17 protein-coding genes are annotated in these 16,136 nt (G+C 47.4%); 7 read left to right on the top strand and 10 right to left on the bottom strand.

The window, feature by feature from the left end:
- Positions 1–113: 113 nt before the first annotated feature.
- The 5 genes from IEX60_RS19185 to IEX60_RS19165 all read right to left on the bottom strand — a co-directional run bounded on the left by IEX60_RS19185 (position 114) and on the right by IEX60_RS19165 (position 6,919).
- On the bottom strand, positions 114–1,253 hold the full coding sequence (locus tag IEX60_RS19185; RefSeq protein ID WP_188753027.1) for a trans-sulfuration enzyme family protein: 1,140 nt from the start codon (positions 1,251–1,253) through the stop codon (positions 114–116).
- Between the two features lie 90 nt (positions 1,254–1,343).
- The gene (locus tag IEX60_RS19180; RefSeq protein ID WP_188753026.1) at positions 1,344–1,979 is read right to left on the bottom strand and encodes a peroxiredoxin; all 636 of its coding nucleotides are present in this window, start codon (positions 1,977–1,979) and stop codon (positions 1,344–1,346) included.
- 31 nt (positions 1,980–2,010) lie between these two features.
- Positions 2,011–2,904: a LysR family transcriptional regulator gene (locus IEX60_RS19175; protein WP_229717652.1), complete on the bottom strand. Its 894-nt coding sequence runs from the start codon at positions 2,902–2,904 to the stop codon at positions 2,011–2,013.
- A gap of 123 nt (positions 2,905–3,027) precedes the next feature.
- The gene (locus IEX60_RS19170; protein WP_188753024.1) at positions 3,028–4,908 is read right to left on the bottom strand and encodes a cytochrome c oxidase subunit I; all 1,881 of its coding nucleotides are present in this window, start codon (positions 4,906–4,908) and stop codon (positions 3,028–3,030) included.
- Between the two features lie 127 nt (positions 4,909–5,035).
- The gene (locus tag IEX60_RS19165; protein ID WP_229717651.1) at positions 5,036–6,919 is read right to left on the bottom strand and encodes a chloride channel protein; all 1,884 of its coding nucleotides are present in this window, start codon (positions 6,917–6,919) and stop codon (positions 5,036–5,038) included.
- Between the two features lie 171 nt (positions 6,920–7,090).
- Here IEX60_RS19165 and IEX60_RS19160 point away from each other — a divergent pair, with 171 nt between their 5' ends.
- Positions 7,091–7,786 carry a Crp/Fnr family transcriptional regulator gene (locus tag IEX60_RS19160; protein WP_188753023.1) on the top strand — a complete coding sequence of 232 codons (696 nt, stop codon included), beginning with the start codon at positions 7,091–7,093 and terminating at the stop codon, positions 7,784–7,786.
- Between the two features lie 25 nt (positions 7,787–7,811).
- On the opposite strand, the gene IEX60_RS19155 is transcribed toward IEX60_RS19160, so the two are convergent.
- Together IEX60_RS19155 and IEX60_RS19150 are read right to left on the bottom strand one after the other, a co-directional pair.
- On the bottom strand, positions 7,812–8,141 hold the full coding sequence (locus IEX60_RS19155) for a YnfA family protein (RefSeq protein ID WP_188753022.1): 330 nt from the start codon (positions 8,139–8,141) through the stop codon (positions 7,812–7,814).
- Positions 8,141–8,431 (bottom strand): hypothetical protein, encoded by a 291-nt coding sequence (locus IEX60_RS19150; protein WP_188753021.1) that lies wholly within the window; start codon positions 8,429–8,431, stop codon positions 8,141–8,143. The genes IEX60_RS19155 and IEX60_RS19150 overlap by 1 nt, the downstream gene beginning before the upstream one ends.
- A 118-nt stretch (positions 8,432–8,549) precedes the next feature.
- On the opposite strand from IEX60_RS19150, the gene IEX60_RS19145 reads away from it, so the two are divergent.
- The 5 genes from IEX60_RS19145 (at position 8,550) to IEX60_RS19125 (ending at position 13,419) form a co-directional block, all read left to right on the top strand.
- Positions 8,550–9,647, top strand: coding sequence for a sensor histidine kinase (locus IEX60_RS19145; RefSeq protein ID WP_188753020.1), 1,098 nt, complete (start codon positions 8,550–8,552; stop codon positions 9,645–9,647).
- 3 nt (positions 9,648–9,650) lie between these two features.
- Positions 9,651–10,340 (top strand): LytR/AlgR family response regulator transcription factor, encoded by a 690-nt coding sequence (locus tag IEX60_RS19140; RefSeq protein WP_188753019.1) that lies wholly within the window; start codon positions 9,651–9,653, stop codon positions 10,338–10,340.
- A 77-nt stretch (positions 10,341–10,417) separates the two neighbouring features.
- Positions 10,418–11,143 carry a dioxygenase family protein gene (locus IEX60_RS19135; RefSeq protein WP_188753018.1) on the top strand — a complete coding sequence of 242 codons (726 nt, stop codon included), beginning with the start codon at positions 10,418–10,420 and terminating at the stop codon, positions 11,141–11,143.
- 11 nt (positions 11,144–11,154) lie between these two features.
- Complete coding sequence (locus tag IEX60_RS19130) at positions 11,155–11,841, top strand: hypothetical protein (protein ID WP_188753017.1); 687 nt, start codon at positions 11,155–11,157, stop codon at positions 11,839–11,841.
- A gap of 45 nt (positions 11,842–11,886) precedes the next feature.
- Positions 11,887–13,419: a carbohydrate-binding domain-containing protein gene (locus IEX60_RS19125; protein ID WP_188753016.1), complete on the top strand. Its 1,533-nt coding sequence runs from the start codon at positions 11,887–11,889 to the stop codon at positions 13,417–13,419.
- 44 nt (positions 13,420–13,463) lie between these two features.
- Here IEX60_RS19125 and IEX60_RS19120 read toward each other — a convergent pair whose 3' ends face one another.
- The gene (locus IEX60_RS19120; RefSeq protein ID WP_188753015.1) at positions 13,464–13,673 is read right to left on the bottom strand and encodes a helix-turn-helix domain-containing protein; all 210 of its coding nucleotides are present in this window, start codon (positions 13,671–13,673) and stop codon (positions 13,464–13,466) included.
- A 351-nt stretch (positions 13,674–14,024) separates the two neighbouring features.
- On the opposite strand from IEX60_RS19120, the gene IEX60_RS19115 reads away from it, so the two are divergent.
- On the top strand, positions 14,025–14,246 hold the full coding sequence (locus IEX60_RS19115) for a hypothetical protein (RefSeq protein WP_188753014.1): 222 nt from the start codon (positions 14,025–14,027) through the stop codon (positions 14,244–14,246).
- Positions 14,247–14,357: 111 nt separating this feature from the next.
- On the opposite strand, the gene IEX60_RS19110 is transcribed toward IEX60_RS19115, so the two are convergent.
- Both IEX60_RS19110 and IEX60_RS19105 read right to left on the bottom strand, forming a co-directional pair.
- Entirely contained in the window at positions 14,358–15,080 is a 723-nt protein-coding gene (locus tag IEX60_RS19110; protein ID WP_188753013.1) for a class I SAM-dependent methyltransferase, read from the bottom strand.
- Positions 15,081–15,107: 27 nt separating this feature from the next.
- Entirely contained in the window at positions 15,108–16,100 is a 993-nt protein-coding gene (locus IEX60_RS19105) for a glycosyltransferase (protein WP_188753012.1), read from the bottom strand.
- Positions 16,101–16,136 lie beyond the last annotated feature (36 nt).

Genomic DNA, 16,136 nt, shown 5'->3' with positions numbered 1-16,136 from the left:
TGTACATAATCCCAAAATGCGATGTATATTACCGTGCATCAGGGATGAAATGAGCAGAATTGATTTCTATAAATGGTTTAGGTTGATCAGGAACTTATTGCCTCAAGATTTTTTTACCGGGTTTTCGTCAGTGCATCGTGTAGATCGGATGCCAGCTCGGAGGCATTCTCAATACCCACCGAGAGTCTCAGTAAATTATCGTTGATTCCCAAAGAGCGCCGTTTTTCGGGCGTAAGCCCGCGGTGTGAGGTTTCGGCGGGCGCACAGATAAGGCTTTCCACGCCACCCAAACTTAGCGCAGGCTGTATAATGGATAAGTTCTTCAGAAAAACAGGCAAGCGGCCCGGCTTCAGATCCGGTTCGAAAGAAAGAATGCCTCCGAAACCGCTCATCTGCTCTTTGGCAATAGCATGATTCGGGTGCGAGGGAAGGCCGGGATAAAAAACGGAACGTATACCGGCCGTCTTAGAAAGGTAATCGGCTAGAAATTGGGCGTTTTCGTTTTGCTTTTTTATCCGTAGTGCCAGTGTTTTCAGACTTCTTTCTGCAAGGTAACAAGCCTGAGCGGATAAGGATCCCCCGTATAGTTCTGCCGTAGAAAGAATTTTGTTCTGGTGCATTTCGGCCGTAACCAGCGCCCCGAAGGGAAGGTCATTGTGCCCACCGAGGAACTTCGTTCCGCTATGGACCACGATATCGATTCCATGGCTAATCGGGCACTGGTTAATGGGTGAAGCAAAGGTGTTATCCACAATCGTAATGATTCCGTTCGCCCGGGCCAAATCAGCAACCTGCTTTAGCGGAACAATGCCGAGGAGTGGATTGGCAGGTGTTTCGAGGTAAATCACTTTCGTGGTTTTGGTAAGCATGGCCTGAAAACTTTCCGCCGTATTTCCCGCATAGCTAAAGGCGATGCCACGTTTGGGAAGCTCCTTTTCGGCCAGCGCCATGGTCCCCCCATAGAGGTCTGCAGAGAAAATCACGTGATCTCCCTGTTGGACGAATGACAGGATTGCCGTAGTGATGGCGGCCATACCCGAGCTGAATGTGATCCCCCATTCTCCTCCTTCCAGGTTCGCAATGATCTGGCCGGTCCGCTGCTGGTTATACGTTGAATAGAAACCCGGGTAACGCAGCCCTTCACCTCCGGTGTAATCATACGATGCAGAAGGGTAAATAGGCGATGCAACTGAACCGTTTGGATGTGTATCCCGTCCTAGGGGATGGACACATAAAGTATCGAAATCTTTCATGGAATTAGCTGTTACAAGTATTCAGGCAGTCAATCCAGGGACCGTTACCTACCTATTCCCCAATGGAGCGGACTCGTTCCTATCCTTCCGTTATTTGTCAGGTTGTGGTGTATAACGTAAATAAGAATTAACCTCGCGGTAGCCCTTCGGGAATTTTGAAGGAATATCTTCGTTGCGTATCGAGGTTGAAACAACCACATCCTGGCCCACCTCCCAATCTACGGGGGTACCCACGCTGTAACGGTCGGTCAGTTGCAGTGAATCGAGTACACGCAGTATTTCCGTAAAATTCCTTCCTGTGGATGCCGGATAGGTAATGGCTGCCTTGATTTTTTTGTCGGGTCCGATGAAGTAGACCGACCTGACGGTTGCCGACGTGGAAGCGTTGTCGTGTATCATCTGATAGGACCGTGAAATGGTCTTGTCCGGGTCGGCGATAATGGGAAAGTTGACCGTGGTATGCTGGGTTTCATTGATGTCATTAACCCATCCGCGGTGCGATTCGATTCCGTCGACACTGATGGCCAGGATGCGGGTATTTCGTTTCGCAAATTCCTCGCTGAGCTGTGCTGTACGTCCCAATTCAGTTGTGCAGATGGGAGTATAGTCGCCCGGATGTGAATACAGAATTGCCCAATCATTACCCAGCCATTGATAAAAGTCAATCGGCCCTTCCGTTGTTTCCGCTCTGAAATCAGGAGCGGTGTCTCCAATTTTTAAACTCATGTTTTTAGTGGTTTTTATATATGTTCATTAATTATTGCAAGGTTTCTGTTTCTGCATTTATCCGGAGCTCTTCCCGTAGAAATCGGATAAAGTAGTCGAAATAAACCGGATATTTCCGGTTGCGCATCCGAGCGATGTACTGTTGCCTGAAAAAACCATCCGGGTTGATACGGACCACCTTGACCTGTCCGTTAATGTACGGTTTCATGGCCCAGTTGGCCAATACGATGACCCCCATGTTAGCCTTAACCAGTTCGATGGAAGCTTCTGTCAGGGGCAGGATAATCAGTTTCTTCGGATGAAGCCCTTTGGGCGTCAGCTGCGTTCGGAATATGGATACGGTATCCAGCGGCAGGGAATGGATGATCAGTGTTACATCCTGGAAATCCTCTGAAACCACATATTCCCGTTTCGCCCAGGGATGCTGGTCAGAAACCACCGCCAGCATCTCATCGGAAAAGAGCTGGATAAACTCAATTTGTTCGGGGTGTTCCGGATTACTGGTAATTGCCAGGTCCAGCTCGCCGGCCAGTAGTTTCTCAATGGGGTGGTGGGTTGCTTCAAATACAATTTCTATTTCCACATTGGGAAATTCGCTTTTGAATTTCTTCAATACCGGTGGCAGCCAGTGATAACTGGTGTAACATTCCGTGCTGATCCGGATGGTCCCGCTTTCTCCATCCATCATCCGTCTGATTTCCTCTTCCGTTTCATCCAGTTCCGCAAGTACACGGGTGGCCGTTGAATAAAGTTTCTTTCCTGCCGGGGTTAGAACTAATTTTTTATTTACCCGGAAAAAAAGCTTGGTCCCTATTTGCAGCTCCGCTTCTTTCAGCTGATAGCTCAATGCACTTTGCGACAGAAAAAGCACGTCCATTGCCCGGGTGATGCTCCCTTCTTCAACGATTGCTTTTATCAGTCTCAAATAGCGTATTTCCATAATCGCCCGTTCTCAAAGGTAGCAGGTGACTGTCTTTCTGTCAAAACATTTCCATGAAAAGGATTCATCGTGATGACCGGATTCATGGATGCAAAGCTGCATTTAGTGCTATTGCGTTTCTGATTCGGTTTTCCGGGCCAATTCCCATTCCCGTTGTGCACGTTCCCCTTCCGGGTCGCCGTCGAAGTCATGAAGTAAGTTGGATTCCATGGTCTGCGAAAAGGGCACTATCTGACTAATATAATCTTCGCTGTGCCCCGGTTTGCTGTAGTCGTAGGGCCAGCGATAAACCGTAGGCAGATCTCCCGGCCAGTTACCATGTAAGCGCTCCACGGGTGTCGTCCATTCCAGGGTATTGGCACGCCAGGGGTTTCGCTCGGTTTTCTTTCCGCGGAAAGCCGAGTAGATATAATTCCACAGAAAAGCGAGCTGTGCAATTCCGGCAACGATGGCCGCCCAGGAGATAAATTTGTTGACCGATAGCCAATGTTCCATAAAAGGGAATTCAGTAAACGCATAATACCGTCTTGGAACTCCATCAATGCCCATGAAATGCATCGGAAAGAATACGAGGTAAGCACATATAAAAGTCATCCAGAAATGCAGGTAGCCGAGCTTTTCATCCATCAGCCGTCCATACATTTTTGGAAACCAGTGGTACACGCCGGCCAGCATACCGAAAACGGAAGCGCATCCCATCACCAAATGGAAATGAGCCACCACAAAATAGGAATCATGCAAGCCGATATCCAGCGAAGAATTTCCCAGATAGATACCCGTTAATCCTCCGGAAACCAGGAAAGACACGAATCCGATCGCAAATAGCATGGGTGGGGTAAATCGTATATTGCCCCGCCAGAGCGTAGCCAGGTAGTTGAATGTCTTGATGGCTGAGGGTACGGCGATGATCAGTGTGGTGATCATAAATACACTCCCCAGGAAAGGATTCATCCCGGAAACAAACATATGGTGGCCCCATACCAAGAACGATAAGACCACGATCCCGATCAGTGAGTATACCATGGCATGGTATCCGAAAATAGGCTTTCTCGAATGGGTAGACATCACTTCCGAAACAATGCCAAAAGCAGGCAGAATGGCAATATATACCTCCGGGTGCCCCAGGAACCAGAACAGGTGTTCCCACAGGATGGGGCTTCCGCCTTCGTTAGGTAATATCTGTCCCTGGATGACCAAGTCGCTGAGGTAGAAACTGGTTCCAAAGCTGCGGTCGAAAATCAACAGCACCAATCCGGCTACCAGTACCGGGAAGGTAAGCAATCCTAAGACAGCCGTCAGGAAGAGCCCCCAAACGGTAAGCGGCATTTTCCATAAATCCATTCCCCTTGTACGAAGATTGAGCACCGTGCTGATGTAGTTGATCGAGCCCAATACCGATGAAATCACAAACAGGAATACGCTGATCAGCCACATCGTCATTCCCAGGCCAGACCCCGGAATAGCCTTGGGGATGGCAGATAGGGGCGGGTAAACCGTCCATCCCGCACTTGCAGGTCCGCTTTCAATAAAGAACGATGCAATGAGCACCACACAGGACGTGAAAAATGACCAATAAGAAAGCATATTCATGAACGGAGAGGCCATATCCCGCGCGCCGATCTGTAAGGGTATAAGCAGGTTGGCAAAAGTACCGCTTAGCCCCGCGGTAAGCACGAAGAAAACCATGATCGTACCGTGTATGGTAACAAGCGCAAGGTAAAAATCCGGTCGGATACGCCCGCCCTCTGCCCATTTTCCGAGCAGGACTTCCAGTATCGGGAACTCTTTGTCTGGCCATCCGAGCTGAATCCGGAAGAGGATGGAGAGCACCAATGCGAAGAAGGCCATCGCAATGGAAGTAACCAGAAATTGCTTTGCAATCATTTTATGATCGCGACTGAATACGTAATGAGAGATGAAACTCTCGGGGTGATGGCCGGAATCCCGGTCAAGAGTATCCGTAATACTCAAATGAACTGAGGTTGCCATAGCAAATAAATTATATTAGTATGTCAGAAAAGGGAGGCTTTTCTATCACAGATGTGGTTTGACCAAAAATAGCCCCCATTATGTTTAATCATCCAATATTTTGATGAAACTATTTCATGTCATCCATTTAATAATCCGATGTACGCGGCAGCCTCCCTTTCACCAAAATCCGTATGCGCTGTCTGCCGGGTAAAAGGCTTCGCTTTCTTTCTCTGTTATCACGGGTATGGCGCAGGTAGCACCCTAAAATCTCCTTATAGGTAATGATCCCTGTTATTTTGCCTCGAGGGGCATCCGACGTTACCAGTAGGAACGGACTGGGACTTTTTGCAAGCAATTCAGCCGCTTCGCCCAGATGACTTGATGCCGGGATGGTATAAATACCCCGTTTAGCAACTGAAGCAACCGAAACCTCCGGATTAATGTCCACATTGAAAATTTCGGGAGTTGGGAGGATGCCCATGAATTCACCATCTTGGTCCACAAATGCCAGAAAATCATGTTCAGCACGTGAATTCCGATAAAACTCCCGGATGGCTCCAATGGTTTTTTGTGCAGCATCGGGAACAATCAACAGATGTTTCATGACGCGCTGTACAGCGATTTGCCTGAGAAGATCCGGCTCATATACTTCCGGTGTAGAAACCCCCCGGCGGGCGATTTTTTCGGTCATGATGGTATTTTTCATGAAGAACATCGAAACGAGGTAAGACCCCGTGCAGGCGGCGAGTAACGGAACCAAAGCATTGGATTGCGAGGTTGCCTCCAATGCGAATAAGATACTGGTTAGATAGGCTCTTGATGCCCCCGCAAACATGGCTGCCATACCGATGAGGGCAGCCATGGACAAGCTGATGTTGATGTTTGGAAAAACAGATGAGAAGGCAAAGCCACCGATTGCACCGCAGGCACCTCCGATGGTTAACAAAGGCGCAAGTGTTCCGCCGGAAGTGCCGCTGCCCAGTGCGATACACCAAGAAGCAAATTTTAATAAGGCGAGGGAAAGTAAAAGGGCCAACGGCGTGCTTCCAGCCAATACATTGGTGATATTCTGATACCCAACTCCGAGGGTATACGGAGCAAAATAGCCGATCAATCCCACCGCCAGTCCACCCAATGCCGGCCACCACATCCAATGTACCGGAAGCTTTTCAAACAAGTCTTCCACATAATACACCGCCTTGGTCAGTGCTACCGATATGACCCCGATCAATACCCCGATCAAACTGTAGATTAACAGGGCCGAGTTGGAGGGAATGGAAAGAAAAGGCATCGGAAATACGGGACCGGCTTCAAACAGGAAGTAATGCCCCGCAGCCCCGGTAATGCATGCCAGTGCAACCGGTAGTATAGTCCGTGCAGAAAACTCGAACAAAAGCAGTTCCACAGCAAGAAAGATTGCCGCAACAGGTGTTCCGAAAATAGCCGACATACCGGCGGTGGCCCCTGCTGCCAGCAATGCTTTTCGCTCCCGGGGCGTTACCCTCAGGAATTGCCCAAGTGTAGAGCCAAAAGCTCCCCCGGTAGCAATGATGGGGCCTTCAGCTCCAAACGGACCCCCCGTGCCGATGGCGATTGCGGAGGAAATGGGTTTCAGCAAGGTTGTTTTTGGCCTGATTCGGCTTTGGTTTACCAAAATTTGCTCCATCGCTTCCGGTATCCCGTGCCCACGGATCGCTTTTGATCCATATAAGGCCATCAGACCTACGGCTAGCCCGCCTAAAGCCGGAATGATCAGCACCCATAACCCCCGGTGGTTATAGGCTGGATCCTGAAAAGTAAGGCTAAAATCCCCAAAAAAGGAGAGGTTTGTAACCAGGTTAATGAAGAGAAGCAGTATTCGGGCGATTAAACTGACCGTGGCACCGATCCCTACTGCAAGCAGACATATCCAAACCAATCTCGCGGCAGGAAAACTAAAGCCTATCTTCCGGTTGACTTTTCCGGATGCATTAAAGTCATCCAGCGTAGGTGAGATCGGAATGCTGTTTTTGAGATGTCGGCCCTTCATAAACGTCAAATGGATTTCATGCAAAATTATATAAAATATATTTTAAACAATATTATACTTTATTATTTATAAAATAAATGCATATTAATATGATATAAAATATATTTTTCAAATAACCAAAAAAGCTGCGCTTCGTCAAAAAAATTTGTAGTATTGTGGCGGAAAGGAATAATGAAAGAAAGCAGATCATCCTGCAATCTCCGTGATTGTCTCTTGTGTAGGTTGTGTCTTCCTGATTGGATTCCGGCGGTCGAAATCTACAGAAAGAATTTTCTGATCAAAAAAGGACAACAGGCTTTCAACGAAGGAAAGCCCGTGACGGGCATTTATTTTGTGTACTCCGGCATCTTAAAAATTCATAAAAAATGGGGAGAGGAAAAAGAGTTGATTATCCGCTTTGCCAGAGGGGGCGATATGATTGGACATCTTGGACTGGGGAAAGAAGCCCGGTATCCGGTTTCCGCAACCGCTTTAGAAGATACGGAGGTCTGTTACCTGGATATGGATTTTTTTGAGAGCACGCTGCGGGTCAACACGAATCTGACCTATGCTTTGATGCGTTACCTTGCGAATGAACTCCAGGAATCTCATCATGGCATGCGGAATCTTGCACACATGTCGGTAAGAGCACGGATTGCGCAGGCATTGGTATCCCTGAAAGACCAGTTCGGTACAAAAAATGACGGTGCAATTGCGGTTACGCTGAGTCGGCAGGATATTGCCTCTTTTGCAGGGACCACGTATGAGACACTTTTTAAAATGCTGAACGAACTTGCAAGCGAAGGATACATCCGGTTGAATGGAAAGAACATTACCATCCTCAACGAAGACAAGCTACGCGCCGTTATCCAAAAAGACAGTCAATAGCAGGTTATGACGAAGAATTTATCATTTACTGCCTTGGTGCATAATAGATGATACAAACACCCAATAAAGCAATCAACGCGCCCACGATGTCATATTTATCCGGTGAATAGTTGTCAAACTTCATAGACCACAGGATGGACATGACAATGAAAATTCCGCCGTATGTCGCATATACCCGGGCAAAATTTGATGTCTGCCAGGTTGCTACAACTCCGTAGGAAGCAAGTATCAAACCACCCAAAAGTCCATACCACCAGGGTTTATCTTCTTTCAGCCAAAGCCAGACAAGATAGCCTCCCCCTATTTCACACAGTCCTGCGAGTACAAAAATTGGGATCGATCTGAGTGCTTCCATTAAAAGCCAAGTTCTGCCGTAATAAAATCCTTTGCACCGGCGGCTCCGGTTAATTCAAGCCATATCTCACTTTTATCGCCGCTTACAGAAAGACCAAATATAAAAAAATCACAACATTCCCTTTCCGTTTTTATGAACTCCATCAACTCATCCAACACATCATCTGTCCCAGGGAATCTGAATGCGTAGCCGTTTTTAAGGTCCCGTTTTTCCATCATTTGCTGTTTCAGACTGGCAATAACGGTTTCTTTCCGTTCCCGCAATTCGGGGGTAGTCAATTTACAGGTCATCTCGGTTGATCTGTTGTTAGCAATACATCTGACGGCAAGTCGGTCCGCCGGATAATTATAGTGCATGTCGGTTTTCAATGTTAATGCTATATTTACAACAGATCATTTATCGCTCCGTATGCAAGCCCGTTTTTTGAAATGGCATAACAAGTTCAACGTTTTACTCCACGCACTTGCCTGGTTGGGTTTCTTGTCTTTACCGATCCTTTTTATCAGCAACAAAAGTGTATGGGGTTCCGAGTTGTTCCAGCGTTGGGAAATCTGGTTTTTCGGATTTTGCTTTATCGTTCCTTATTATCTGAATAGCTATCTGTGGACACCTTTTATCATCCGGAAAAGAAGATACCTATTATATGTGATTTCTCTCGTGTTGGTTGCCATCGTATTCGCTTATTGGTTAAAACCGTTTGACCGGTTAATGCGACTGGATAGTATGCCGCAAAGAGAATTTGCCAACCGTGAAGGAGAACCTTTTCCGATGCCTCCACCCCACAACGGGCAGGAACCGCCCCCGAAAAACAGGGGGCATCTGGACATCGCTTCCATGTATATTGTGATGCTGGTTGTCATCTTGGGGTCTTTGCTCAGGATTGTGCAATATTGGATGCAATCCCAGCAGAAAGTGCAGCAGGTACAGCACGAGTGGACAAAGGCAGAGCTTGCCTTTCTCAAGGCACAGGTTCACCCCCATTTTTTGTTCAACACGCTGCATAATATCTATTCCCTGGCTTTGACGAACGATCCTTCTACGGCCACTAGCGTCTATAAATTGTCCCAGCTGATGCGCTACTATATGGATGAACGAAACGACGAGGAAGTAGGCTTAAAGGAAGAAATTCAGGCGATTCAAGATTTTATCAGCCTGCAAAAGTTACGTGTCGGGGCAAATTGTACAATTAAGGAGCGATACGAGGGCCAGGATAGTACCAAGAAAATACACCCTTTTATCCTGTTACCGTTTGTGGAGAACGCTTTTAAATATGGCCTACGGGTTTCGGAACCTTGTTACCTGGATTTTTTCATACAGGTAACGGATAGCCATTGTTTAATGGAAGTGAAGAACGCTGTTTCCAGGGAATTACACGCACAGCCTAGTTCGGGAATAGGGTTGAAGAATACCAGAAAGCTGTTGGAGCGTTTGTATCCGGACAAATTCGAATTGGATATCGTAGCAGGAACCGATCACTTTTTTGTGAAGCTTTTACTGTATATTTGATGGATGATATCCTGTATTGCTGTTGATGACGAACCGCTGGCGTTGCAGGTTATCGTCGGATTTGCAGAAAAGCATCCCGGATTGCGCTTGATCGGCGCTTTCTCCAATCCACTCGCAGCCAAAGCGTTCCTGGACAAAGAACGTGTGGATTTACTTTTCCTTGATGTGGATATGCTCGAAGTCAACGGGGTAGATTTTGCCCGCTCCCTATCCCCCCGACCCCTGCTTGTTTTCACCACAGCACATAAGGCATACGCAGTTGACGGTTTTGAACTCGATTCAGTTGATTATTTGTTGAAACCGTTTGATTACAGTCGGTTTGAACGGGCCGTTGAGAAAGCATTGGCACGCCATGCATCACAGGAATACCGGCCATTCCTGACGGTGTATGAAGAGTATAAGTTGGTAAAAGTTCAGCTGGATGACATCGAATGCATAGAAAGTATGCAGGACTATGTCAAGATCCACCTGATAAACGGAAAAACAGTGCTGACACTCTCCACGCTGAAAGCCATGTATGATCGGCTGCCCTCCAACCGGTTTATCCGTATACACAGAAGTCATATCGTAGCTGTTCCACATGTCGTTTCTTTTTCAAATAAAAAAATACAGCTACCTCATTTCCTGCTCAGTGTAGGTGAAAGCTACCATAAGGAGGTCGTTCGGTTTTTAAAGGACTCATCGACACAATAAGCTCTTTCATCGGCACTTAACATTTTTTTACATCTCGTCCCTGTAAATTTCTCCCCTAATTTAAAGGAGAGATTATTATGGAACGGAAACAATTCATCAGGACGTTATCTTTTTTGGCGTTTTCAGGACCGGCAGCATGGGCCTCCTGTAAAAAGGACGATGACATTACTCCCACGGATGAGACAGGAACGGATGTTACAGTAGATAGCAGCTGCTCCGTTACGCCAGCGGAAACCGAAGGGCCATTCCCTACCAAAACACCCACTTCCTACGTGCGTTCGGATATCCATAAGGGAGATGGCTTGGGTGTCGAAATGACTGCATTGATTACGATTGCCAACGTGAATGACAACTGTAATCCACTGCCGGGAGCGCTGGTCGATATCTGGCACTGCGATGTGGATGGTAATTATTCGCAGTACGGGGGAATGCAAATGCAATCTGCTAATTATCAGTCTGCAAACTGGTTCCGCGGGCGTCAGGTAACCGATGGCAATGGGTTGGTCACGTTCCAGACCATCTTCCCGGGTTGGTACCAAGGCCGGGCCACACATATCCACGTGCATATTTATGATGGCTCGGGTAAATCGCTATTGGTCACCCAGATAGCTTTTCAGGATAGCCTGTCGATCGATGTGAATACGAATGGTGCTAACTATGGATACACCAAAGGTACGTCGGGCTATATTTACAACAGCAGGGACAATGTTTTTGGCGACGGGGTGGAAAAAGAAATGTCAACCGTTACAGGTACGATGGCCGAAGGGTTCGAGATGAAAATTACGCTTCGCGTCAATGCATAGGTAATACAGCCGTGGAAGACGTCAGAATCTATATAGCCGAACAACGGGGAGAAATGGCCATCGGTAAAGGGCGGCTTAGAAGCACGCTGAATTATGGGGGTTATGTTTCTCCCCATCGTATGCCCATCGGCTGCCTGCATCAGGTAAATGAATGGTTAGGGCGTTCCGGTCAAACCTTGACGTTGCCGTTGCCCGAACGGAGCGTTTCGGTTTTTGTTCCGCTGGCAGGAGAGATTGCCTTGCGGACGAAAACGCATGATTATACCGTGCCATTGGGCAACCTAAGTGTATTGTCTGTTGAGGCAGAAGTAGAAGTATGGGTGGAACAGTCGCAGGCCGGGGCAGGCTATTTTGCCTTTCAACAATTCGTCTTTTCAGGGGTAGGGGAGTGTGCGAAAGACATGCTCAGTTACACCCTACCCATCGTAAATCCCCTGGATAGAAACAAGCTGTTGCCTGTCTTGGGAAAAGGGGATGCACCGTTTCAGATTTATATAGGAGCTTTTGCCGGAAAAGCCGAATACAAACTGGTCCTGGATCCAATGTTAACGCATGTTTTTGCATTGACGCTGGATGGCAATTTTGAGGTGAACGAGCGTCTGCTGTTTGCTGGAGATGCCCTATCCCTCTCAGGTTCCCGGGCATTGGAAGCGGAATGCCTATCAACCACAGGCCTGTTGCTGGTTGCCAATTTTTAGGTGAAATATAAGATCCATAAATAGCACATCAAAAATTAATATAGTATGAAAACGAAAGTATATTTTTCCATTCCTTTCCTATTGGCCGTGCTTGCGGTCTCGTGTGCGAAAGATGACGAAATCACCGATACGGAAGGGGAAACAGTCACCACGGAAACCGCGGTTACGATCCGTGCGGCTACCACAAACGGAACGGCAGAAGGTTCTTCCGAGACCGGGGTCAATGACGAAGATTTGCTGGCCAATTCCACATTCAGCTCCACGGTCAAAATAGCGTTTGATGGTGCGGGCGCAAAGGTAGAAAACGCGGTAACCGGTGTAACGGTCACGGCACCGGGGGCTGATGTGGTCATTCAATCCACTGTCGCCGGCGTGGCTTACGAATTGACAGGCGCCACCACGGACGGCTCCATCAAGATATACAGTGACAAAAAATTCAAATTGACCCTGAATGGGGTTTCGATTACCAATCCCGACGGCCCCGCCGTGAATATACAGTCCGGCAAACGTGCATTTGTTGTTTTGGCCGAAGGGACAACCAATGCCTTGATGGATGGTACGACCTACGCGACATCCACCGAAGATCAGAAAGGCACGTTTTTCAGTGAGGGGCAACTTTTATTCTCCGGAACGGGTACGCTTCAGGTCACAGGAAACAATAAACATGGCATTGTGAGCGATGATTATATACGGGTAGCCGAAGGGACCATCCAGGTTGTCAAAGCAGCTTCCGACGGAATGCACAGCAACGATGGCATCTTTATCGACGGCGGAACGATTGATATCACGGCGAGCAGTGACGGGATGGAAGCTGGAGAAGGACAAATCGTTATCAATGATGGTCATATCACGATCAATGTGGCGGATGACGGTATGGTTGCTTCCTACGAAACGGATGATTCGATCGATCCCTATATCGTTATCAATGGCGGTACGATCCATGTTACCACTACAGGTGAGGGGGGTGAAGGCATAGAAAGCAAGAGTACGCTGACCATTAACGGCGGGGATATTTACATCAATGCCGTGGATGATGCCATTAATGCCGGTAAGGCCATCTACATAAACGGCGGAACCGTCGTGGCCTACAGTACCACAAATGATGGAATTGATTCCAATGGTGCACTAACTGTAACCGGTGGAAAGGTGTTTGCCATCGGGGCAAGAAGCCCCGAAGCAGGTTTTGACTGTGACAACAATACATTTAAGATAACCGGGGGGCTATTGGTTGGTGTTGGAGGCACAACAAGTACACCGACGGCCAATGTGTCGACACAGGCTTCGGTTATGCTGGATGGGGGGAACGCCGGAACGATATACAGTGTGTTGGATGGTGACAACGCAGAAGTAATTACCTTTAAATCACCCGTGAGTTTTACCACTTTGCTGTTATCCAGTAGTAAATTCAGTTCCGGAAAGACCTATAAGCTCGTTTCTGTATCCGATGTTGCCAATTCTTCAGACTTCAACGGTTTGTATCTTGGAGGCACTTTCAGCAATCCCACGTTGTCATCCACGTTCACCATGACATCCGTGGTGACCCGTATAGGAGGAAATACAGGGCCCGGAGGAAGATAACTCAGTGCAAAATTCCTGCAAACATTCGTTTGCAGGAATTGATGCTAGCGGCAGGTCTTTTTCTCTCGAGCTGCGAGTTCTGTTGGAGTCTGCCCAAACTTCTTCTTGAAAGCATATGAAAAATGGGATAGCGTTTCAAATCTTAATTCCAAATAAATGTCAGCAGGCTTTTTGTTTTTCTTCTCAATTAAGAAATAGGCCTCCTGCAATCTTTTTTGTATTAGCCGTTGACTAGATGCCAAAGCGAACTGCATTGGCAGTTTGCGGCATAGTTACGCAGTTGCTGGGGCACAATGACATCAAGACCCCGATGCTTTATGCAAAAGTCGGAATAATCTGTATTTACGATAATACATCCTTGTACAACCTTTTAAATTGTTGTATCTTTATACCGACATATAAGAAATTTTGAAGCTGTTTTTGCTTTAAGTCTCGACATTGAAAACTGGTAATTTTTAGACTCCGGGACAATAAGTAAGAACACTCACGCCTATGGCGTGGGCGCTCACTTATTCGGAGTCGGGTATACCAGTGCCTCAATGTCCATAAGTGTGGTGTCCCACGTCTTTTTTGTGACACCTACGCATTTTTTTAATATTAAGCGTATGGGAACAAACAATACTTTTCCTGATTTCGGCCATTCAGCAGCCGAGCTATCCGCATTCGCCATTAGTTTGGATGTGTTTATTATCTCACTCAAAAACGGTAAGATCGTGCGGTTTATACCCAAAGACGCCAATCAGTTTCGCGTTTGGCTGAGAAAAAGCGGTATAAGGGACGTTAATAGTAATGAAAGCACCACTCAGCTACACAAAGAACAGGGGTAAACCCGGTTCTTGGTCTGATGCATTGCATCCCTTCACGGTCAAGACCGTCGCCAAACTTCCCGTGTTTTCAGCGGTGGGGTTCGCATTCCCTCGGCAATTTGGACCCGCGGCCTAACCCGTTTTCCTGAATAGGTAATTCGGGTTTTTGATGACCAGTTCATAGTTGTCCATTTTTCTGATTTCCCTGACCAATCGGTTGACCCCGAATTGGGAGTAGTAGTCGGCAGAATCATCGAAAAGGATGAAACCGTTCGTTTCAAGGTATCTGTCTACGTTCAGGAAGTCATCTTTGGCAAATGGATAGGTATGGTTTCCATCGATATAGGCAAAACTGATCGGCCCACCCAATCGAATCTCCCGGCCCATGACATCGGTGACGGCTGTACCGCGGTTCCATAAGTCAAAGAAATCATTGGAGAAGCATTCAATAGTATGGGGTGGCCTGTCGTGGCAGAAAAAACCCACATTCCGTACATAGGTTTCCCTGACGAACTTCCTGTATTGCCGGTGCGTGATAGCCGATGGACCAAGGAATACATCTTTATTTTCGGCTCCCTCGAACTCCCATTTGTCGCACGTAAAAAGCAGGTTGTTTTTTTTTGCTTTCCGCACGTAATGGCTGATTGCATTGGTCGAAAGCCCACAGAAACTCCCTATTTCAATGATGGGGTTTTCCGAAGGCAGGTTTTCGCTTACATACTCGATGCAGTAGATGTTTCCCTCGTTGAGCATTCCGGCGTTGGCAAACCGCAGCCAATTGATAAACGAATCGGGTTTGGCTTTCTTTTTTGTCGAAAGATGCCATAAATAACGTAAACCATCGATTATATCCATAGTTTCTGAATTACTGGAAGCTGATTTTTAGTTGTAAAAGGATCGTTGGAACAGGGAAAACTCTGCATGCCGGAACATAATCCGCAATACGGATGCATGGATGAATCCGAGGCCATACCCCAGTAATTGGACATAACTCGCCACAACAGCCAGCAAACCGATCAGAACGCTTCGATTCCTTAGTGTGGCATCTAATAGGGTAAAAGCCGCATGGAAAAGCAACGGTAGCAAAAAGTAGGGCGATACAAACAACGACATGATCGTAATCAGGGCAACGCCCAGGGTGAATACCGCAGGCGCACAGTGAACCATTTTCAACGAATGCGGATGCCGCCTGTAAAGGTTGATCCGCGCAATTCCCGAGTTGTACACCTGCTTGAAGAACCGACGGAGATCGGCACGACTCTTATGGTAGACATACGCTTCCCTGATCAGCCTTGTCCTGAAGCCCAGCCTGATAATCCGGATGCTCATATCGATATCCTCCCCGAAGCGCATGGCGGAAAACCCACCCGTTTTCTCATATACCTCGCGTGAGTATCCCATGTTGAAACTACGGGGATGGAATTTTTCCAGTCTTTCACCCCCGCCACGGATACCTCCCGTGGTAAAAAAAGAAGTCATGGAATAGTTAATGGCGCGTTGCAGCGGTGTGAAATCCTCCTTTGCCCGATCCGGGCCACCGAACGCGTCTGAATAGTCCCGCGACAGCGACTGCTTTACCGTCTGGACGTAATGCGACGGCAATACACAGTCGGAATCAAGGAAAACGAGGTAATCGCCCGTGGAAAGTTCGCTACCCATATTGCGTGCCTGTCCGGGGTCTGAATTCTCCTTATAGATGTATTTGACATTCAATTTCGCTTTAAAAACATCCACTTCCGGTTCGCATCTGTCGGATGAACCATCCTCGACGATCAGCACTTCAAAATCGGTATCGGTTTGATCGGAGAGACTTCCGAGCAAGTCATTTATTTCCAAAGGACGGTTGAAGACAGGGACAATGATGGATAATTGCATAGACGGTAATATTGAAACTCCTCTATCGTAACAAGA

This window comes from Parapedobacter defluvii, from assembly GCF_014642075.1.
GTDB lineage: Bacteria > Bacteroidota > Bacteroidia > Sphingobacteriales > Sphingobacteriaceae > Parapedobacter > Parapedobacter defluvii.
The sequence above is the reverse complement of the archived record's forward strand: the minus strand, read 5'-3'. Positions and strand labels throughout refer to the sequence as shown.